Consider the following 14,444-nt stretch of genomic DNA (forward strand, 5'->3'; position numbering starts at 1 on the left):
CCCGCGCCGCCGACGGCGATCGCCGTGCCGACGCCGGCGATGTTGCCCACGCCCACCCGGGAGGCCGCCGACAGCGTGAACGCCTGGAACGCCGAGATCGACTGCGGCCGCCCGCACCGCCCCCGCGACGCCCGGCACCACCGCTCCGGCGTCCGAGGAGCCGTCCGGCTCGATCGACCTCAACGCCGTCCTGGCCCGCCGCCGCGCCGCCGGCCAGTAGGGCGCGACGAGCGGTGTCGTGAGCACCCCGGATCGGGTGCTAGGCTGGTCACCGCTTCAAGGGGCTGTGGCGCAGTTGGTAGCGCGTCTCGTTCGCAATGAGAAGGTCAGGGGTTCGAATCCCCTCAGCTCCACCTGAAGGCAAGGCCCGGGATCACGGATCCCGGGCCTTCGTCGTCCCGGGGGCCGTGCATCCCCGGCTCCCCGACCCTCCTCGCGTCGCGTCGGCCACCGGGGGTCCACTCAACCGCGGGCCTGCTCCACGCACTTCCCCCGGACGCCGGCACCTAGTCCGCCGGGCGCTGCCGCCCGCACGCCACTCAACCGCCCGCCCCTCGTCCCCGTGCGCCCGGCACGGGGGCGATCCTCGGACGGCGCCCGGGGCGGGCTCGCGCGCGGTGGGACGAGGGAGTCGAGATGGACGGCGTCGCCGATCTCGTGGGGCAGGTGAGCGACGGCCTGTGGACCTGGGTGCTGGTGCCGCTCGTGGTGGGTGTCGCGCTGTACCTGACGATCCGGTCGGGGGTCGCGCAGCTGCGCTGGATCCCGGAGATGTTCCGGACGATCGGCGAGCGGAGCACCCGGGACGCGGGCGGGCGGCCGCAGTCGATCTCGGCGTTCCAGGCGTTCACGCTGTCGGCGGCCTCCCGGGTGGGCGTGGGCAACATCGCCGGCGTCGGCACGGCGATCGCCGTCGGCGGCGCGGGCGCGGTGCTGTGGATGTGGCTGATGGCGTTCCTGGTGAGCGCCAGCAGCCTGTTCGAGTCGTCGCTCGCCCAGCTGTTCAAGGTGCGCACCGACGGCGCGTTCCGCGGCGGGCCGGCGTACTACATCGAGCGCGGGCTGGGCAGCCGACGCGCGGCGGTGCTGTTCGCGGTGATCCTGGTGGCCTGCTTCCCGTTCGCGTTCAACTCGCTCCAGGCCAACACGTTCGCCCAGACGGTCGTCGGCGTGTCCGGCGGCGATGCCGCGCCGGCGTGGGTGCCCTGGCTGGTGGGCGCCTCGGTCGCGCTGCTGACGGGGCTGGTGATCTTCGGCGGCCTGCACCGGATCGCGCGCGTGTCCCAGGCGACGATGCCGCTGGTGGCCGTCGTCTACCTGCTGGTCGGCCTCGTGGTGGTGGCGATGCACGCGGACCGGCTGCCCGCCACGGTCGCGGCGATCGTCACCGAGGCGTGGGGCGGCTCGCAGGTCGCGGGCGCCACGCTCGGCACGATCATCATGACCGGCGTGCGGCGCGGCATGTTCTCCAACGAGGCGGGCCTGGGCTCCGTGCCGAACGCGGCCGGCACGGCGGCGGTGACGCACCCGGTGAAGCAGGGTCTGGTGCAGACGCTCGGCGTGTACTTCGACACCTGGCTGGTGTGCTCGATCACCGCGTTCATCATCCTGGTGCCCGGCCCCGACCTGACCGACGCCCCCCGGGGCGTGCACCTCACGCAGACCGCGCTTGCGGACACCCTCGGCTCCTGGACCGGCGTGCTGCTGGCCGTGATCATCTTCCTGCTCGCGTTCACCTCGATCCTCGGGAACTACTACTACGGCGAGTCGAACCTGCGGTACATCTCCGGCCGCCGGTCGACGCTGCAGACCTTCCGCGCGCTGGTGGTGGTCGTCGTGCTGGCGGGGTCGGTCGCGAGCGCGGACCTGGTGTGGGACCTGGCCGACGGGCTCATGGCGGTGATGGCGCTCATCAACCTGGTGGCGGTGCTCCTGCTGTCCCGCCTCGGGCTGGCCCTGGTGCGCGACTACGGCGAGCAGCGCCGGGCGGGGCTCGACCCGGTGTTCACCCGGGACCGGCTGCCCGCCGGGGTGACGGGCGTGGAGTGCTGGGAGGACGAGGAGTCGGTGCGCGGGGGCCGCCCGGGCCGCGCCGCGGAGCCTGTCGGTGGTGGCGGCTGACGTCGGTCCCCTGCGGGTGATCGACAACACGGCGACGTCGCTCAGCGGGTGCATCGCGGACGAGGAGGGCTCGCTCGCCTGGCTGTTCGCGGTGGACTCCGTGTCCCAGCCCGACCACGAGGCGCTCCTGTCCGGCGTCGGCGTCCTGGTGTCCGGCTCGACGACCTACGAGTGGGTGCTGCGCGAGGAGGACCTCGTCGCGCACCCGGAGACGTGGCCCGCGTACGACGGCGCCCGGCCGTACGACGTGTTCACCAGCCGGGACCTGCCGGTGCCGGCGGGCGCCGACGTGCGGTTCGTGCGCGGGTCCGTGGCCGAGGCGCTGCCGGCGATCCGGGCGGTGGCCGGCCAGGGCGACGCTGGGTGGTCGGCGGCGGCGACCGGGGGGCAGCTCCTCGACGCCGGTGCGCTCGACGAGGTGCAGCTCGGCGTCGCGCCGGCCGCGCTCACGGGCGGGGCCCCGGTGCTGCCGCGCCGGGTCGGGCCCGACCGGCTCCGGCTGCGGTCGGCCGAGCGGTTCGACCAGTTCGCGCACCTGACGTACGACGTGCTCCCGCCGGGCTGACCCGTCCGGCCGCGCGGTCGGCGCGGGGCGCACGGTGCCGTCCGTCCGGCCCGCTGCCGGTGGACGCCCGACGGACACCGCCGCCCGCGGTGGCAGAATGGCGCGGTGCCTGACGCCCCCCTGCCCCGACCGGGCCGGTGGTCCCGGGCCTGGTCCGCGACGAAGACGTGGGTGGACCCGCTCGTCGTCATGATCGTCGCGGTGTTCCTGCTCGGGCTGCTCGCCCCCGCGTCCGGCGGCTTCGCGACCGGGCTCGACCACGTGACCACCGGCGCGGTCGTCCTGCTGTTCTTCCTGTACGGCGCGCGCATGGCGACCAGCGAGGTCTGGGACGGCATCAAGAACTGGCGGCTCCAGGGCGGGATGCTCGCGTCGACCTACCTGCTGTTCCCGGTGCTCGGCCTGGCGGTGCAGGTGCTGCCCGACGCGGTGCTGCCGGCCGACCTCAAGACCGGGCTGCTCTACCTGTCGCTGCTGCCGTCGACCATCCAGTCGTCGGTCGTGTTCACGTCGATCGCCCGCGGCAACGTCGCCGGGGCGATCACCGGGGCCACGCTGTCGAACGTGCTCGGCATCGTCCTCACGCCGCTGCTGGTCGGGATCCTCATGTCCCGGGCGGGCGGCCCCGTCGGCGGGTCGGCGGGGTCGACGCTGCTGCAGCTGCTGCTGCCGTTCGTGCTGGGGCAGCTCCTGCAGCCGAAGATCGGCGCCTGGGTGCGCGCGCACAAGCCCGTCACGCTGATCACCGACCGCGGCACGATCCTGCTCGTCGCGTACGGCTCGGTGTCCGAGGCCGAGTCGTCGGGCGTGTGGGACGACCTCACCGTCGGCGTGCTCGTGGTCCTGGTCGCGGTGTGCGCGGTGCTGCTCGCGGTGATGCTGGTCGTCACCTGGAACGGCGGGCGCGCGCTGCGGCTGTCCCGCGGGGACCGGATCGCGCTGCTGATGTGCGGGTCGAAGAAGAGCCTCGCGACCGGCCTGCCGATGGCGAACGTGCTGTTCGGGCCGGTCGCCGCCGCCGGGGTCGCGCTGCCGGTGATCGTGTTCCACCAGCTCCAGCTCGCGACGTGCGCGGTGCTGGCCCGGCGGCTCGCCGCCACCGACCCGGAGCCCGACCCCGTCGTGACCCGGGCCTGATCCCGCGCGGGCGGCGCGGCCGGCCGCCCGCCCCCGCGCCCCGACCGGAACAGATTCCGCGCGCCGCCCCACGGGACCGGGCGGAACGGGCACACTGGTGCGCGGGGGCCGGGCAGCAGCACGCCCGTGACCAGTTCCGTCGCCCGGAAGGACCGTCGTGCCCGCTCCGACCACACCCCTGCGTCTCGTGCCGGCACCGAGGCTGGTGCGCGAGGCCGAGGGTGCGCCGTTCGTCGTCTCCGCCGCCACGACCGTGACCGTGGGCGTCAGCCCCGCGGAGGTCGCGCTGGGGGTGCTCGCCGCCGAGCAGCTCAGCCGGATCTCCGGCAGCACCGTGGAGGTGCGGTACCGCGACGTCGCGGAGCCGACCCAGCCCGGGGACATCGCGTTCGTGCTGGACCCCGAGCGCCTGTCGGGCGAGCAGTACCGGCTGGACGTCGCCGAGGACCTGGTCCGGGTCGTCGCGGGCACCGCCGAGGGCCTCATGCGCGGGCTGGCGACGCTGCACCAGGTCATGCGGCCGCTGGACGGCACCTTCGCCGCGTGGCCGGTGCACGTCGAGGACGAGCCGGTGCACGGCTGGCGCGGGCTGTCGGTGGACCTCGCGCGGCACTTCTTCGGGACGGACGACCTGCGGGTCGTCGTCGAGCTGATGGCCGCGTACAAGCTGAACGTGCTGCACCTGCACCTGTCGGACGACCAGGGCTGGCGGCTCGACCTGCCCTCCCGGCCGGAGCTGGCGGCGCGGTCCGGCGGCACGGCCGTCGACGGCGACCCGGGCGGGTACTTCACCACCGAGGAGTACCAGGCGCTCGTGGCGTACGCGGCGGCGCGCGGCGTGCGGGTGGTGCCGGAGATCGACGTGCCCGGCCACGTGAACGCCGCGCTGCACGCGTACGGCGAGCTGACGCCCTCGGGCGAGCCCGCCGAGGCGTACACGGGGATCGACGTGGGCTTCAGCCGGCTGCACGCGGACCTGCCGACGACCGAGCCGTTCCTGCGGGACGTGTTCGGCGACGTCGCGGCGGTCACGCCGGGCGAGTACGTGCACATCGGCGGCGACGAGGTCCACACGATGGAGCACGACGAGTACGCGCGCCTGGTGCGGATGGCCTCGGACGCGGTGCGTGCGGCGGGCAAGAAGGTGGTCGGCTGGCAGGAGATCGCCACGACGCCGGTCGAGCCGGGCACCGTCGTGCAGTACTGGGACACCCGGATGGACCCGGCGCCGATCGTGGCGGCGGCGCAGGCGGGCGCGCGGCTGCTGATGTCCCCGGGCTCGAAGGCGTACCTGGACATGAAGTACCACGACGGCACGGCGCTCGGCCTGGAGTGGGCGGGGCACATCGAGCTGCGCGACGCCTACGAGTGGGAGCCGGCGACGCTGGTCCCCGGTCTGCCCGAGGGCTCCGTGGTCGGCGTCGAGGCGGCGGTGTGGACCGAGACGCTGCGCAGCCTGGACGACCTCATGACGATGCTGCTGCCGCGGCTGGCCGCCGTCGCCGAGGTCGCCTGGACGCCGGCCGACCGGCGGGACTGGGACGACTTCGTGACCCGGATCGCCGCGCACGGGCCGTACTGGGACGCCGAGGGGCTCGCCTGGTACCCGAGCCCGCAGGTCGACTGGCACGTCGACCTGTCCTGACCCCGGGGGCCGCCGTCAGATCCAGGACCGCAGCCACATGTGCAGGTGCCAGAAGTCGTAGGGCACGACCCACGCGGTCCAGACGGGGTAGAAGAACGCGCTGACCGCGACGACGACCACCAGGACCGCCGAGGTGGCGACGAGCCCGCGGCGGCGCTGGCGCTCGTCCCGGCTCTGCACCAGCAGCGCCAGCACGTAGGTGAGCGTGAGCACCACCCACGGCGTGAACGCGATCGAGTAGAACGTGAAGATCGTCCGGCCGGTGTACGCGAACCACGGCAGCCAGCCCGCCGCGATCCCCGACAGCACCGCGCCGGCGCGCCAGTCGCGCCGCAGGACGAGCCGGTACAGCGCGACCAGCAGCGCCAGCGCGCCGAGCCACCAGATCACCGGGTTGCCGAGCGACGTGATGGCCTGCGAGCAGGCGTCCGCCCCGCACAGCTCGCGCGCGGCGGAGCCCGTGAGCCCGGACACCTCGGTCGGGTAGTAGAACGACGTCGGCCGCCACTGGATGATCCAGCCCAGCGGGTGGGCGGCGTAGGCGTGCTCGGCGGTGAGGTGGGTGTGGAAGTCCCACATCTGCGTGTGGAAGTGCCACAGCGAGCGCAGCGCGGGCGGCAGCCACGTGACGCCCTCGCCGGGGTGCTCCACCGCCCACTGCCGCAGGTACGCGCCCGGGTGCGCGAACCACGACGCCCAGGTGCCGAGGTAGGTGCCGGCGGCGGTGAGCACCACGATCAGGCCGGCGGGCAGCGCGTCCCGCCACAGCGTCGCCGGCAGCCAGGCCCGCACCCCGACCGACCGGCGGGCGGTGGCGTCCCAGGCGACGGACAGCAGCCCGAACACCGCCAGGAAGTACACGCCGGACCACTTGGTGCCGATGCACAGGCCCAGCAGCACGGCGGCGGCGAACCGCCACCACCGCCAGCCCAGCCGCGGTCCGGAACCCAGCTCCGCCCCCGAGTCGAGCACCGCCGCCGTCCGCGCCGCGAGCCGGCGGCGCGCCTGGTCCCGGTCGAGCAGCAGCGCCCCGAACGCGGCCAGCGCGAACAGCATCACGAAGACGTCCAGCAGCCCGGTGCGGGAGTGCACGATCGCCTCGCCGTCGACGGCCATCAGCAGCCCGGCGACGGTGCCGAGCGCGGTGGACGCGAACAGCCGGCGGCCGATCCGGGCGACCATGAGCACCGCGAGCGTCCCGGCCACGGCCGACGCCAGCCGCCACGCGGTCGACGACTCGATCCCCCCGCCGAGCTGGATGCCCAGCGCGATCAGCCACTTGCCGACGGGCGGGTGCACCACGTACTCCGGGGAGGTGCCGAGCGCCGAGCCGTCGCCCTGGGCGAACAGCGCGTTGGCGTCGTCGCCCCAGGAGCCCTCGTAGCCCAGCCGGAGCAGGGAGTACGCCTGCTTCACGTAGTACGTCTCGTCGAACACGAGCTCGTGCGGCCGGCCCAGGTTCCAGAACCGGAGGACGCCGCCGAGCAGCGTCACGGCGAGCGGCCACAACCAGCCGGTCAGCCGGGCGCGGCGCGTCGCGCCGAGCAGCAGGGTGCGCGCGCCGAGCAGCGACACGAGCAGGCGGTCGTGCGTCGACAGGCCGGGGTCGTCCTCGCGGTCGGGGTCGTCACCGGCTCGGATCACCAGCGTCCCGGCGGCCGGGGTGGGGGCCGTGTGGCCGTGCTGGGCGGAGTCGTCGGGGCCGGGGGCGGCCACGGGCGGGAACCGCCGTGCGGGCGCGTCCTCGACCCGGTCCGGTCCGTCGGCGGGGTCGCGGGGACCCGGCTCCTCGGGCTCGTGGTCGGGCTGCGGCACGGTCGCCATCGTAGGGGCGCCGACTGGGCGCGACCTGCGCGCCCGCGCCACCGAACGAGCAGCCGACACGTCGAGCGAGCACCCCGCGGATGCTCGCTCGACGTGTCGGATGCCCGCTCGCCGCCGGTGGACCCGCGGCCACCCGCCGGCCCCGCGGCGCGGCGGCCGTCCCGGAGGTGGCAGGCTGGCCCGCGTGACCTCCCAGGCTCCCGGCAGCGGCCGGCTCGTGCTCGCGGCGACCCCGATCGGCGACGTCGAGGACGCGTCCCCCCGGCTGCGCCGGCTGCTCGAGGAGGCCGACGTCGTCGCGGCCGAGGACACCCGGCGGCTGCGGGCGCTCGCGGCCCGGATGGGCGTGACCGTCGGCGGCCGGGTGCTCAGCCACCACGAGCACAACGAGGCGGCGACGACCCCGGAGCTGCTGGACGTGGTCCGCGGCGGCGGCACCGTGCTGGTGGTCACCGACGCCGGGATGCCCGCCGTGTCCGACCCCGGGTTCCGCGTGGTGTCCGCGGCCGTCGAGGCGGGGCTGACCGTGACCGCCGCCCCGGGCCCCAGCGCCGTGCTGACGGCGCTCGCGCTGTCCGGGCTGCCCACCGACCGGTTCTGCTTCGAGGGCTTCCCGCCGCGGAAGCCGGGGGAGCGGGTCCGCGCGCTGACCGCCCTGGAGCGCGAGCCGCGGACGATGGTGTTCTTCGAGGCGCCGCACCGGCTCGCGGCGACGCTGGCGGACATGGCGTCGGCGTTCGGCGCCGACCGGGCCGCGGCGGTGTGCCGGGAGCTCACCAAGACCTACGAGGAGGTCGTCCGGGACGGGCTCGGCGCGCTCGCGGCGTGGGCCGCGGCGGGCGAGGTGCGCGGCGAGATCGCGGTCGTCGTCGCCGGGGCGCCGGCCCGGGAGGTCGCGTCCGAGGCGGACCTGGTCGCCGAGGTGCTGGCCCGGGCCGACGGCGGCGAGCGGCTCAAGGACGCCGTGGCCGAGGTCGCGCAGGTCGCGGGCGTGCCGAAGCGCGACCTGTACGCGGCGGCGCTGGTGGCGCGCGCGGGGCGCTGACGCCCGGGCTCGTCAGCCCCCGTGCACGACGTCGAGCGCCGCCCGCAGGGCGCCGAGCTCGACCTGCCCCGGCGCCGACGCCCGTCCGACCGTCCCGAAGGTCGCCGCCGAGCCGAACACGCCGCCCGCCACGCGCGACGCGACGCCCGTGCCCGCCATCGACATCGTGATGAGCGGGCGGTCGGTGCGCTGCGCCGTCTCCCACGTCGCGGCGAGCAGCGTGAGCACGTCGCCCGGGTCCCGCGGCATCACGGCGATCTTCAGCACGTCGGCGCCCCGCTCGGCCATGAGCAGCAGCCGGCGGACGATCTCCTCCCGGGCGGGCGTGGCGTCGAAGTCGTGGTTCGAGGCGACCACGGCGACCCCCGCCGCGTGCGCGAGGTCGACCAGGGTGCGCACCGTGGCCGCGTCGCGCATGACCTCGACGTCGAGCAGGTCGGCGACCCCGGCGGCGAGCACCGCGCGGTAGACCGCGACGTACGCCTCGTCGGCCACGTCCGCCAGCCCGCCCTCGTGCGCGGTGCGGGTCGTGACGAGCAGCGGCAGGTCGCCGAGCGCCCCGCGCAGCGCGGTCCCGGCCGCCGCGGCGGACGACGGCGTCGCGCGGCCGTCCTCGAGGTGGTCCACGCGCCACTCGACGACGTCGGGCGCGGCGGCGACGACGGCGGCGGCCTGCGCGAGGAGCTCCTCGACGGTGCCGCCGGTCAGCGGGACGATCACCTTCGGCCGGCCGGTGCCGATCGCGGTGCCGCGCACGGTCACCGGGATCGGTGCGGGCGTCGCGGTGCTGGTCATGGGTCGGGTCCTCCTCAGCCGGGCAGCTGCATCATCCCCTGTCCGCGCCCGCCGGGGCACGCGCCGGTCACGGAACACGCCGGGGCCGGACCCTGCCGCCCGCGCGGCACCGCCCACTAGCGTCGGGACATGGAGTTCCGTCGCATCCCCGGCCTGCCGCCCTACGTGTTCACGATCATCGACACGCTGAAGGTCGAGGCGCGCCGCGCCGGCCGCGACGTGGTCGACCTCGGCTTCGGGAACCCCGACCTGCCCAGCCCGCAGATCGCGGTGGAGAAGCTCGCGGAGGCGGCGCACAACACCCGCAACCACCGGTACTCGGCGTCGCGCGGCATCCCCAAGCTCCGCCAGGCGGTCGCCGACCACTACCTGCGCCGGTTCGGCGTGACCCTCGACCCGGACACCCAGGTCCTGTCGACCATCGGGGCCAAGGAGGGGTTCAGCCACCTGATGTGGGTGCTGCTGCAGCCGGGCGACGCGGCCCTGGTGCCGACGCCGTCGTACCCGATCCACATCTGGGGCCCGTACTTCGCGGGGGCGGACGCCCGGCAGGTGCCGATCGGCGACGGCACCGACGGCGCCGGCTACGTCGACCGGGTCATGGAGGCGTGGGACCTCGGCTGGCCGAAGCCGCGGGTGGTCGTGCTGTCGTTCCCGCACAACCCGACGACCACCACCGTCGAGCTGCACGACCTGCAGCGGCTCGTGGACTGGGCGCGGGAGCGCGACGTCGTCCTGGTGCACGACCTGGCGTACGCCGACATGTGCTTCGACGGCTGGACCCCGCCGTCGATCATGCAGTGCACCGGCGCGACGGAGGTCGCCGTCGAGCTGTACTCGATGACCAAGTCGTACTCGATGGCGGGCTGGCGGGTGGCGTTCCTGGTCGGCCGGGAGGACGTGGTCGGCGCGCTCGCCAAGCTCAAGTCGTACCTCGACTACGGGACGTTCCAGCCGATCCAGATCGCGGCGACGGTCACGTTGAACGAGGCGACGGAGTACCCGGCCGAGCTGTCCGCGGTCTACGAGAGCCGGCGCAACGCGCTGGTCGACGGGCTGCACCGGATCGGCTGGGACATCCTGCGGCCGAAGGGGACGATGTTCGCCTGGGCCCGGATCCCCGAGCCGTACCGGGAGATGGGGTCCATCGAGTTCGCCGAGATGCTGGTGCGGGACTGCGACGTCGCGGTGTCGCCAGGGGTCGGGTTCGGGCCGGGCGGGGACGGGCACGTCCGGTTCGCGCTGATCGAGAACGAGCAGCGGATCGGCCAGGCGGTGCGGGGGCTGCGGCGGGGCCTCACCCGGCTCGGCGACTGAGCTCCGCCCGCGCCGGACCTTCGGGTCCTCCTCAGGGTGCGCTCAGGGGTCTCCCGGGTACCGGTGGTGGTCACGAGCCTGGCAGGCTCGGACCGCGACGCGGGGGACAGCCCTGCGCCCAGCACGAGGAGCGCGACCATGGCACGGCGGACGAGGACAGCAGCGGCAGCAGGAGTGGTCGGGGCGGGGCTGGTGCTGGGACTCACCGGGTGCGTGGGCGGCGGCGGGCCGACGGTCAGCCGGGACGTCGCGATCGAGGACGTGACCGCGGTCGAGCTGGCGGCGTCCGGTGACCTCACGGTGCGCCGCGGCGACACCCCGTCGCTGACGGTGCGCGCCGCCGAGGGCACGCAGGGCCGGCTGGTCTCCGAGGTCCGGGACGGCGTGCTGGTGCTGGACGCCCGCAGCTCGTTCGGCTTCCAGAACCTGGGCGACGTCGAGTACGAGCTCGTGGTCACCGAGCTGGAGCAGGTGGTCGTCTCGGGCTCCGGGGACGTCACCGGGGCGGACGTGTCGGGGGACGTGCTGCGGGTCAGCATCACGGGGTCCGGCAGCGTCGAGCTCGACGGCGTGGACGCGGACCGGGTCCAGGCCGCGATCGACGGGTCGGGCGACATCGAGCTGTCCGGCCGGGCGGCGACGGCCGCGCTCGGCATCGACGGATCGGGGAACATCGACGCGGAGGACCTGCGCGCGGACGAGGTCGACGCCTCGATCGGCGGCTCGGGCTCCGTCGCGGTGGACGCCGGGCGTCGGCTCGCGGTCTCGATCGGCGGCTCGGGCTCGGTGCGCTACACCGGCGACCCGGAGATCACCCAGGAGATCGACGGGTCGGGCAGCGTGGTGCGCGAGGACTGACCGCCGTCGGCGGGACGCAGGCCCCCGCGCCCGTGCGGAAATCAGCGGGCGCGGCGGGCCGCGGCGCCGCTAGCCTCCGGCGAGGCGGAAGGAGCCGGACCCCATGACCACCACCTCGCCCGGACGGGCGGAGCGGCACGCGGTGACCCTGCCGGACGGCCGGGTGCTCACGGGCCGCACGCGGGGGCCCGTGGACGGCAGTCCCGTGCTGCTGGTCGCCGGCGCGGGCACCGGCTCCGCCATGGTCTTCGGCGAGGACCTCCTCGAGCCGCGCGGCGTCCGGCTGATCACGGTGGACCGGCCCGGGATGGGCGGCTCGACGCAGGACCCGGCCCGGACGCCCGCCTCGACCGCGGGGGACTACGTCGCGTTCGCCGCGGCGGTCGGGCACGACGCACCCTTCCCGGTGGTCGCGAACTCGCAGGGGGCGCTGTTCGGGCTCGCGCTCGCCGTCGCCGGCGCCGCGTCCCGGCTGGTGCTCGTCTCGCCCGCGGACGAGGTCGCGCACCCGGCCGTAGCGCCGCTCCTGCCCCCGCACGCGCGCGAGCTGGCCGACCTCGCGCTGGCCGACCCCGAGGCCGCGCGGGCCGTGCTCGGGCGGCTGGGGCCGACCGCGATGGAGGCGATGGTGCTGGACGGCGCCACGCCGGCCGACCGCGCGGTCTACGAGCACCCCGCGTTCCGCGCGCGCTGGCGTGCGGCGCTCGCCGAGGGCTTCGCCGGGGAGGGTGCGGCCTACGTGCAGGACACGCTCTTCGCCATGCGGCCCTGGCAGGTCGACCTGTCGGCCGTCGCCGTGCCGACCACGGTGCTGGTGGGGGAGCACGACCGCGCGCACTCGCCGGATCGTGCGCGCACGCTGACCCCGCGTGTGCCCGGTGCGGTGCGGCGGGTGGTGCCCGGCGCGGGCGGCTCGCTGCTCTGGGACCGGCCGGACCTGGTGCTCGACGCGGCGCTGGGTGCGCCCGACCGGGACGCGCTCGCGCGCGCCGCCCACGCCGCGACCTGGCAGGTGCACGGCCGCATCCGCACCGGCGGGGGCGGGGCGGTCGCGGACCTGCCGGGCATCCGGCTGATGGCGAGCGGGCTCGGGCAGCCGCAGTGGAACAACGGCGACGTCACGGACCCGGACCGGGTGGATCTCGGGGCGGTCCGCGACTGGTACGCGCGGCGCGGCGTGCCGTGGGGCGTGCGGGTGCCGGCGGGGGCGTCCTGGCCGCACGGGCGGCACCTGTTCCGCAAGCGGCTCATGCTGCTCGACGCCGGTGCGCTCGTGACGCAGCCGCCGGTGACCGGTCTGCGGGTGCGCCGGGCGGCCGCCGCCGACCTGGACGCGGTGCTGGCGGTGGACCTCGCGGCCTTCGGCGGGGACGCGGCCGCCTCGCGCGCCTGGCTCGACCCGCTGCTGCGGTCGACGGCGGTGACGGTCGCGCTGGCCGAGCGGGACGGGGTACCCGTGGGAACCGCCTACGTCGTGCGGTCGGACGGGGAGGCGGGTCCCGCCGCGGGCCTGGGCGGGGTGGGGGTGGTGCCCGCGGCCCGGCGCCGTGGCGTGGCGGCGGCCGTCATCTCGTGGCTGCTGGCGGGCGCGGTCGACGCGGGTGCGCGCGTCGTCCACACCGAGCCGGGCACGGACGGCGCCGCGCGGCTGCACGCCCGGGCGGGCTTCGCCGAGGTCGGCGGCCTGGACGTCTACGTGGACCTGGCATGAGCGCGGGGGAGCCCGTGCTGCGCCCGGCGGTCCCGGCCGACGCGCCGGCCCTCGTGGCCGTGTGGCGACGGGCGGTGCTCGCGACGCACGACTTCCTCGCGCCGGGGGACGTCGACCGCTACGAGGGCGTCGTCCGCGCCGGCCTCCCGCAGCTGACGGTGACCGTCGCCGAGTGCCAGGGCCGCGTGCGGGGGTTCGTCGCGGTGGACGGCGACCGGGTCGAGATGCTGTTCGTCGACCCGGACGCGCACGGCGGCGGGGTCGGCTCGGCGCTCCTGCGGCACGCGACCGCGGGCCGGGAGGTGGTGGACCTCGACGTCAACGAGCAGAACCCCGGTGCGCGGGCGTTCTACGCCCGGCGCGGGTTCGTCGAGGTGGGCCGGTCCCCGCTCGACGGCGACGGCAGGCCGTACCCGCTGCTGCACCTGCGGCGGGTCGCCCCCGCCGACGACGCGCGGGCGGACGCCGAGGGCTAGAGGACGTCCGACCCCGCGACGAGCCGGGCGCCCGGCACCGGCCCGGACGCGGTGAGCACGGCGTCCGCGACGCCCGCGGCGGTCATGGCGGCCGCGATCACCAGCGCGTGCTGCCGGCTGCGGGCCAGCGCGGCGACGGTCGGGCCGGACCCGGAGACGACGACGCCGAGCGCGCCGGCGTCCTCGGCGACGGCCAGCGTCTCGACCAGCCCGGGCGCCAGCTCGACGGCGGCGTCCTGCAGGTCGTTGTGCAGGAGCGCGCCCAGCGCCGGGGCGTCGCCCGCGCGCAGCGCCTGGAGCAGCGCCACGTCGCCGTCGGTCTCCAGGCCGTCGCGGCCGGCGGCGAGCCGGTCGAACTCCTCGTAGACCCGCGGCGTGGACAGCCCCTCGTCCCGCACGCCGAACGCCCAGTGGTACTCGCCGCGGCTGAGCGCGGCGGTGAGCAGGTCGCCCCGGCCGGAGCCGACGGCGGTCTGGCCCATGAGCAGGAACGGCACGTCCGACCCGAGCTCGGCGGCGATCTCGTGCAGCTCCTCGCGGCTCAGCGCTGTGCCCCAGAACGCGTCGCAGGCGAGCAGCGCCGCGGCGGCGTCGGCGGAGCCGCCCGCCATGCCGCCGGCGACGGGCACGCCCTTGTGCAGGTGCAGGTGCACGCCCTCGTCGACCCCGGTGCGGGCGGCCAGGGCCCGGGCGGCGCGGAGCGCCAGGTTGCTGGCGTCGGTCGGCACCCTCTCGGCCTGCGGACCGGAGACGGTGACGCGCAGGTCCTCCGCTGCGGACGCGACCACGTCCTCGTACACCGACACGGCCTGGAACACGGTGGCGAGCGGGTGGTAGCCGTCCGGGCGGCGCGGACCGACGCGGAGCGACAGGTTCACCTTGCCGGGTGCCCGGACGCGGACCTCACGGCCGGTGCGGGGGGCGAGGCGCAGGTCGGTCACGGGGACCAC

At 75.9% G+C, this 14,444-nt stretch carries 12 protein-coding genes, 1 tRNA gene and 1 pseudogene; 10 read left to right on the plus strand and 4 right to left on the minus strand.

The window, feature by feature from the left end; translation table 11 throughout:
• Window positions 1-113 (minus strand): annotated as a pseudogene (locus FA014_RS04245) (alanine:cation symporter family protein); the annotation flags it as partial.
• 167 nt (window positions 114-280) lie between these two features.
• Between FA014_RS04245 and FA014_RS04250 the strand changes: the two are divergent.
• The 5 genes from FA014_RS04250 to FA014_RS04270 all read left to right on the plus strand — a co-directional run bounded on the left by FA014_RS04250 (window position 281) and on the right by FA014_RS04270 (window position 5,468).
• Window positions 281-353, plus strand: a tRNA-Ala gene (locus FA014_RS04250).
• 283 nt (window positions 354-636) lie between these two features.
• Window positions 637-2,121, plus strand: a complete 1,485-nt coding sequence (locus tag FA014_RS04255) for an alanine/glycine:cation symporter family protein (RefSeq protein WP_154728461.1) — start codon at window positions 637-639, stop codon at window positions 2,119-2,121.
• Entirely contained in the window at window positions 2,111-2,686 is a 576-nt protein-coding gene (locus tag FA014_RS04260) for a dihydrofolate reductase family protein (protein WP_195969164.1), read from the plus strand. Before FA014_RS04255 ends, FA014_RS04260 begins: the two co-directional genes overlap by 11 nt.
• A gap of 105 nt (window positions 2,687-2,791) precedes the next feature.
• Complete coding sequence (locus FA014_RS04265; protein ID WP_328288171.1) at window positions 2,792-3,823, plus strand: bile acid:sodium symporter family protein; 1,032 nt, start codon at window positions 2,792-2,794, stop codon at window positions 3,821-3,823.
• Between the two features lie 157 nt (window positions 3,824-3,980).
• On the plus strand, window positions 3,981-5,468 hold the full coding sequence (locus tag FA014_RS04270; RefSeq protein WP_154728463.1) for a family 20 glycosylhydrolase: 1,488 nt from the start codon (window positions 3,981-3,983) through the stop codon (window positions 5,466-5,468).
• 15 nt (window positions 5,469-5,483) lie between these two features.
• On the opposite strand, the gene FA014_RS04275 is transcribed toward FA014_RS04270, so the two are convergent.
• The gene (locus FA014_RS04275) at window positions 5,484-7,283 is read right to left on the minus strand and encodes a dolichyl-phosphate-mannose--protein mannosyltransferase (protein WP_230322856.1); all 1,800 of its coding nucleotides are present in this window, start codon (window positions 7,281-7,283) and stop codon (window positions 5,484-5,486) included.
• Between the two features lie 193 nt (window positions 7,284-7,476).
• Between FA014_RS04275 and rsmI the strand changes: the two genes are divergently transcribed.
• Window positions 7,477-8,337 carry a 16S rRNA (cytidine(1402)-2'-O)-methyltransferase gene (rsmI, locus tag FA014_RS04280; protein WP_230322857.1) on the plus strand — a complete coding sequence of 287 codons (861 nt, stop codon included), beginning with the start codon at window positions 7,477-7,479 and terminating at the stop codon, window positions 8,335-8,337.
• A gap of 12 nt (window positions 8,338-8,349) precedes the next feature.
• Here the strand turns inward: rsmI and aroD are convergent, their stop codons facing one another.
• Window positions 8,350-9,132 carry a type I 3-dehydroquinate dehydratase gene (gene aroD, locus FA014_RS04285; RefSeq protein ID WP_154728466.1) on the minus strand — a complete coding sequence of 261 codons (783 nt, stop codon included), beginning with the start codon at window positions 9,130-9,132 and terminating at the stop codon, window positions 8,350-8,352.
• A gap of 129 nt (window positions 9,133-9,261) precedes the next feature.
• Here aroD and FA014_RS04290 point away from each other — a divergent pair, with 129 nt between their 5' ends.
• The 4 genes from FA014_RS04290 (at window position 9,262) to FA014_RS04305 (ending at window position 13,494) form a co-directional block, all read left to right on the plus strand.
• Window positions 9,262-10,449: an aminotransferase class I/II-fold pyridoxal phosphate-dependent enzyme gene (locus FA014_RS04290; RefSeq protein ID WP_154728467.1), complete on the plus strand. Its 1,188-nt coding sequence runs from the start codon at window positions 9,262-9,264 to the stop codon at window positions 10,447-10,449.
• 138 nt (window positions 10,450-10,587) lie between these two features.
• Window positions 10,588-11,307 (plus strand): head GIN domain-containing protein, encoded by a 720-nt coding sequence (locus tag FA014_RS04295; RefSeq protein WP_154728468.1) that lies wholly within the window; start codon window positions 10,588-10,590, stop codon window positions 11,305-11,307.
• A 103-nt stretch (window positions 11,308-11,410) separates the two neighbouring features.
• Window positions 11,411-13,018, plus strand: coding sequence for an alpha/beta fold hydrolase (locus tag FA014_RS04300; RefSeq protein ID WP_154728469.1), 1,608 nt, complete (start codon window positions 11,411-11,413; stop codon window positions 13,016-13,018).
• Window positions 13,015-13,494, plus strand: coding sequence for a GNAT family N-acetyltransferase (locus tag FA014_RS04305; RefSeq protein WP_154728470.1), 480 nt, complete (start codon window positions 13,015-13,017; stop codon window positions 13,492-13,494). The genes FA014_RS04300 and FA014_RS04305 overlap by 4 nt, the downstream gene beginning before the upstream one ends.
• Here FA014_RS04305 and FA014_RS04310 read toward each other — a convergent pair.
• Complete coding sequence (locus tag FA014_RS04310) at window positions 13,491-14,435, minus strand: 4-(cytidine 5'-diphospho)-2-C-methyl-D-erythritol kinase (protein WP_154728471.1); 945 nt, start codon at window positions 14,433-14,435, stop codon at window positions 13,491-13,493. The genes FA014_RS04305 and FA014_RS04310 overlap by 4 nt on opposite strands.
• Window positions 14,436-14,444 lie beyond the last annotated feature (9 nt).

Origin of the sequence: Cellulomonas hominis (assembly GCF_005239125.1) — a bacterium.
In the GTDB taxonomy this organism is placed as follows: domain Bacteria; phylum Actinomycetota; class Actinomycetes; order Actinomycetales; family Cellulomonadaceae; genus Cellulomonas; species Cellulomonas hominis_A.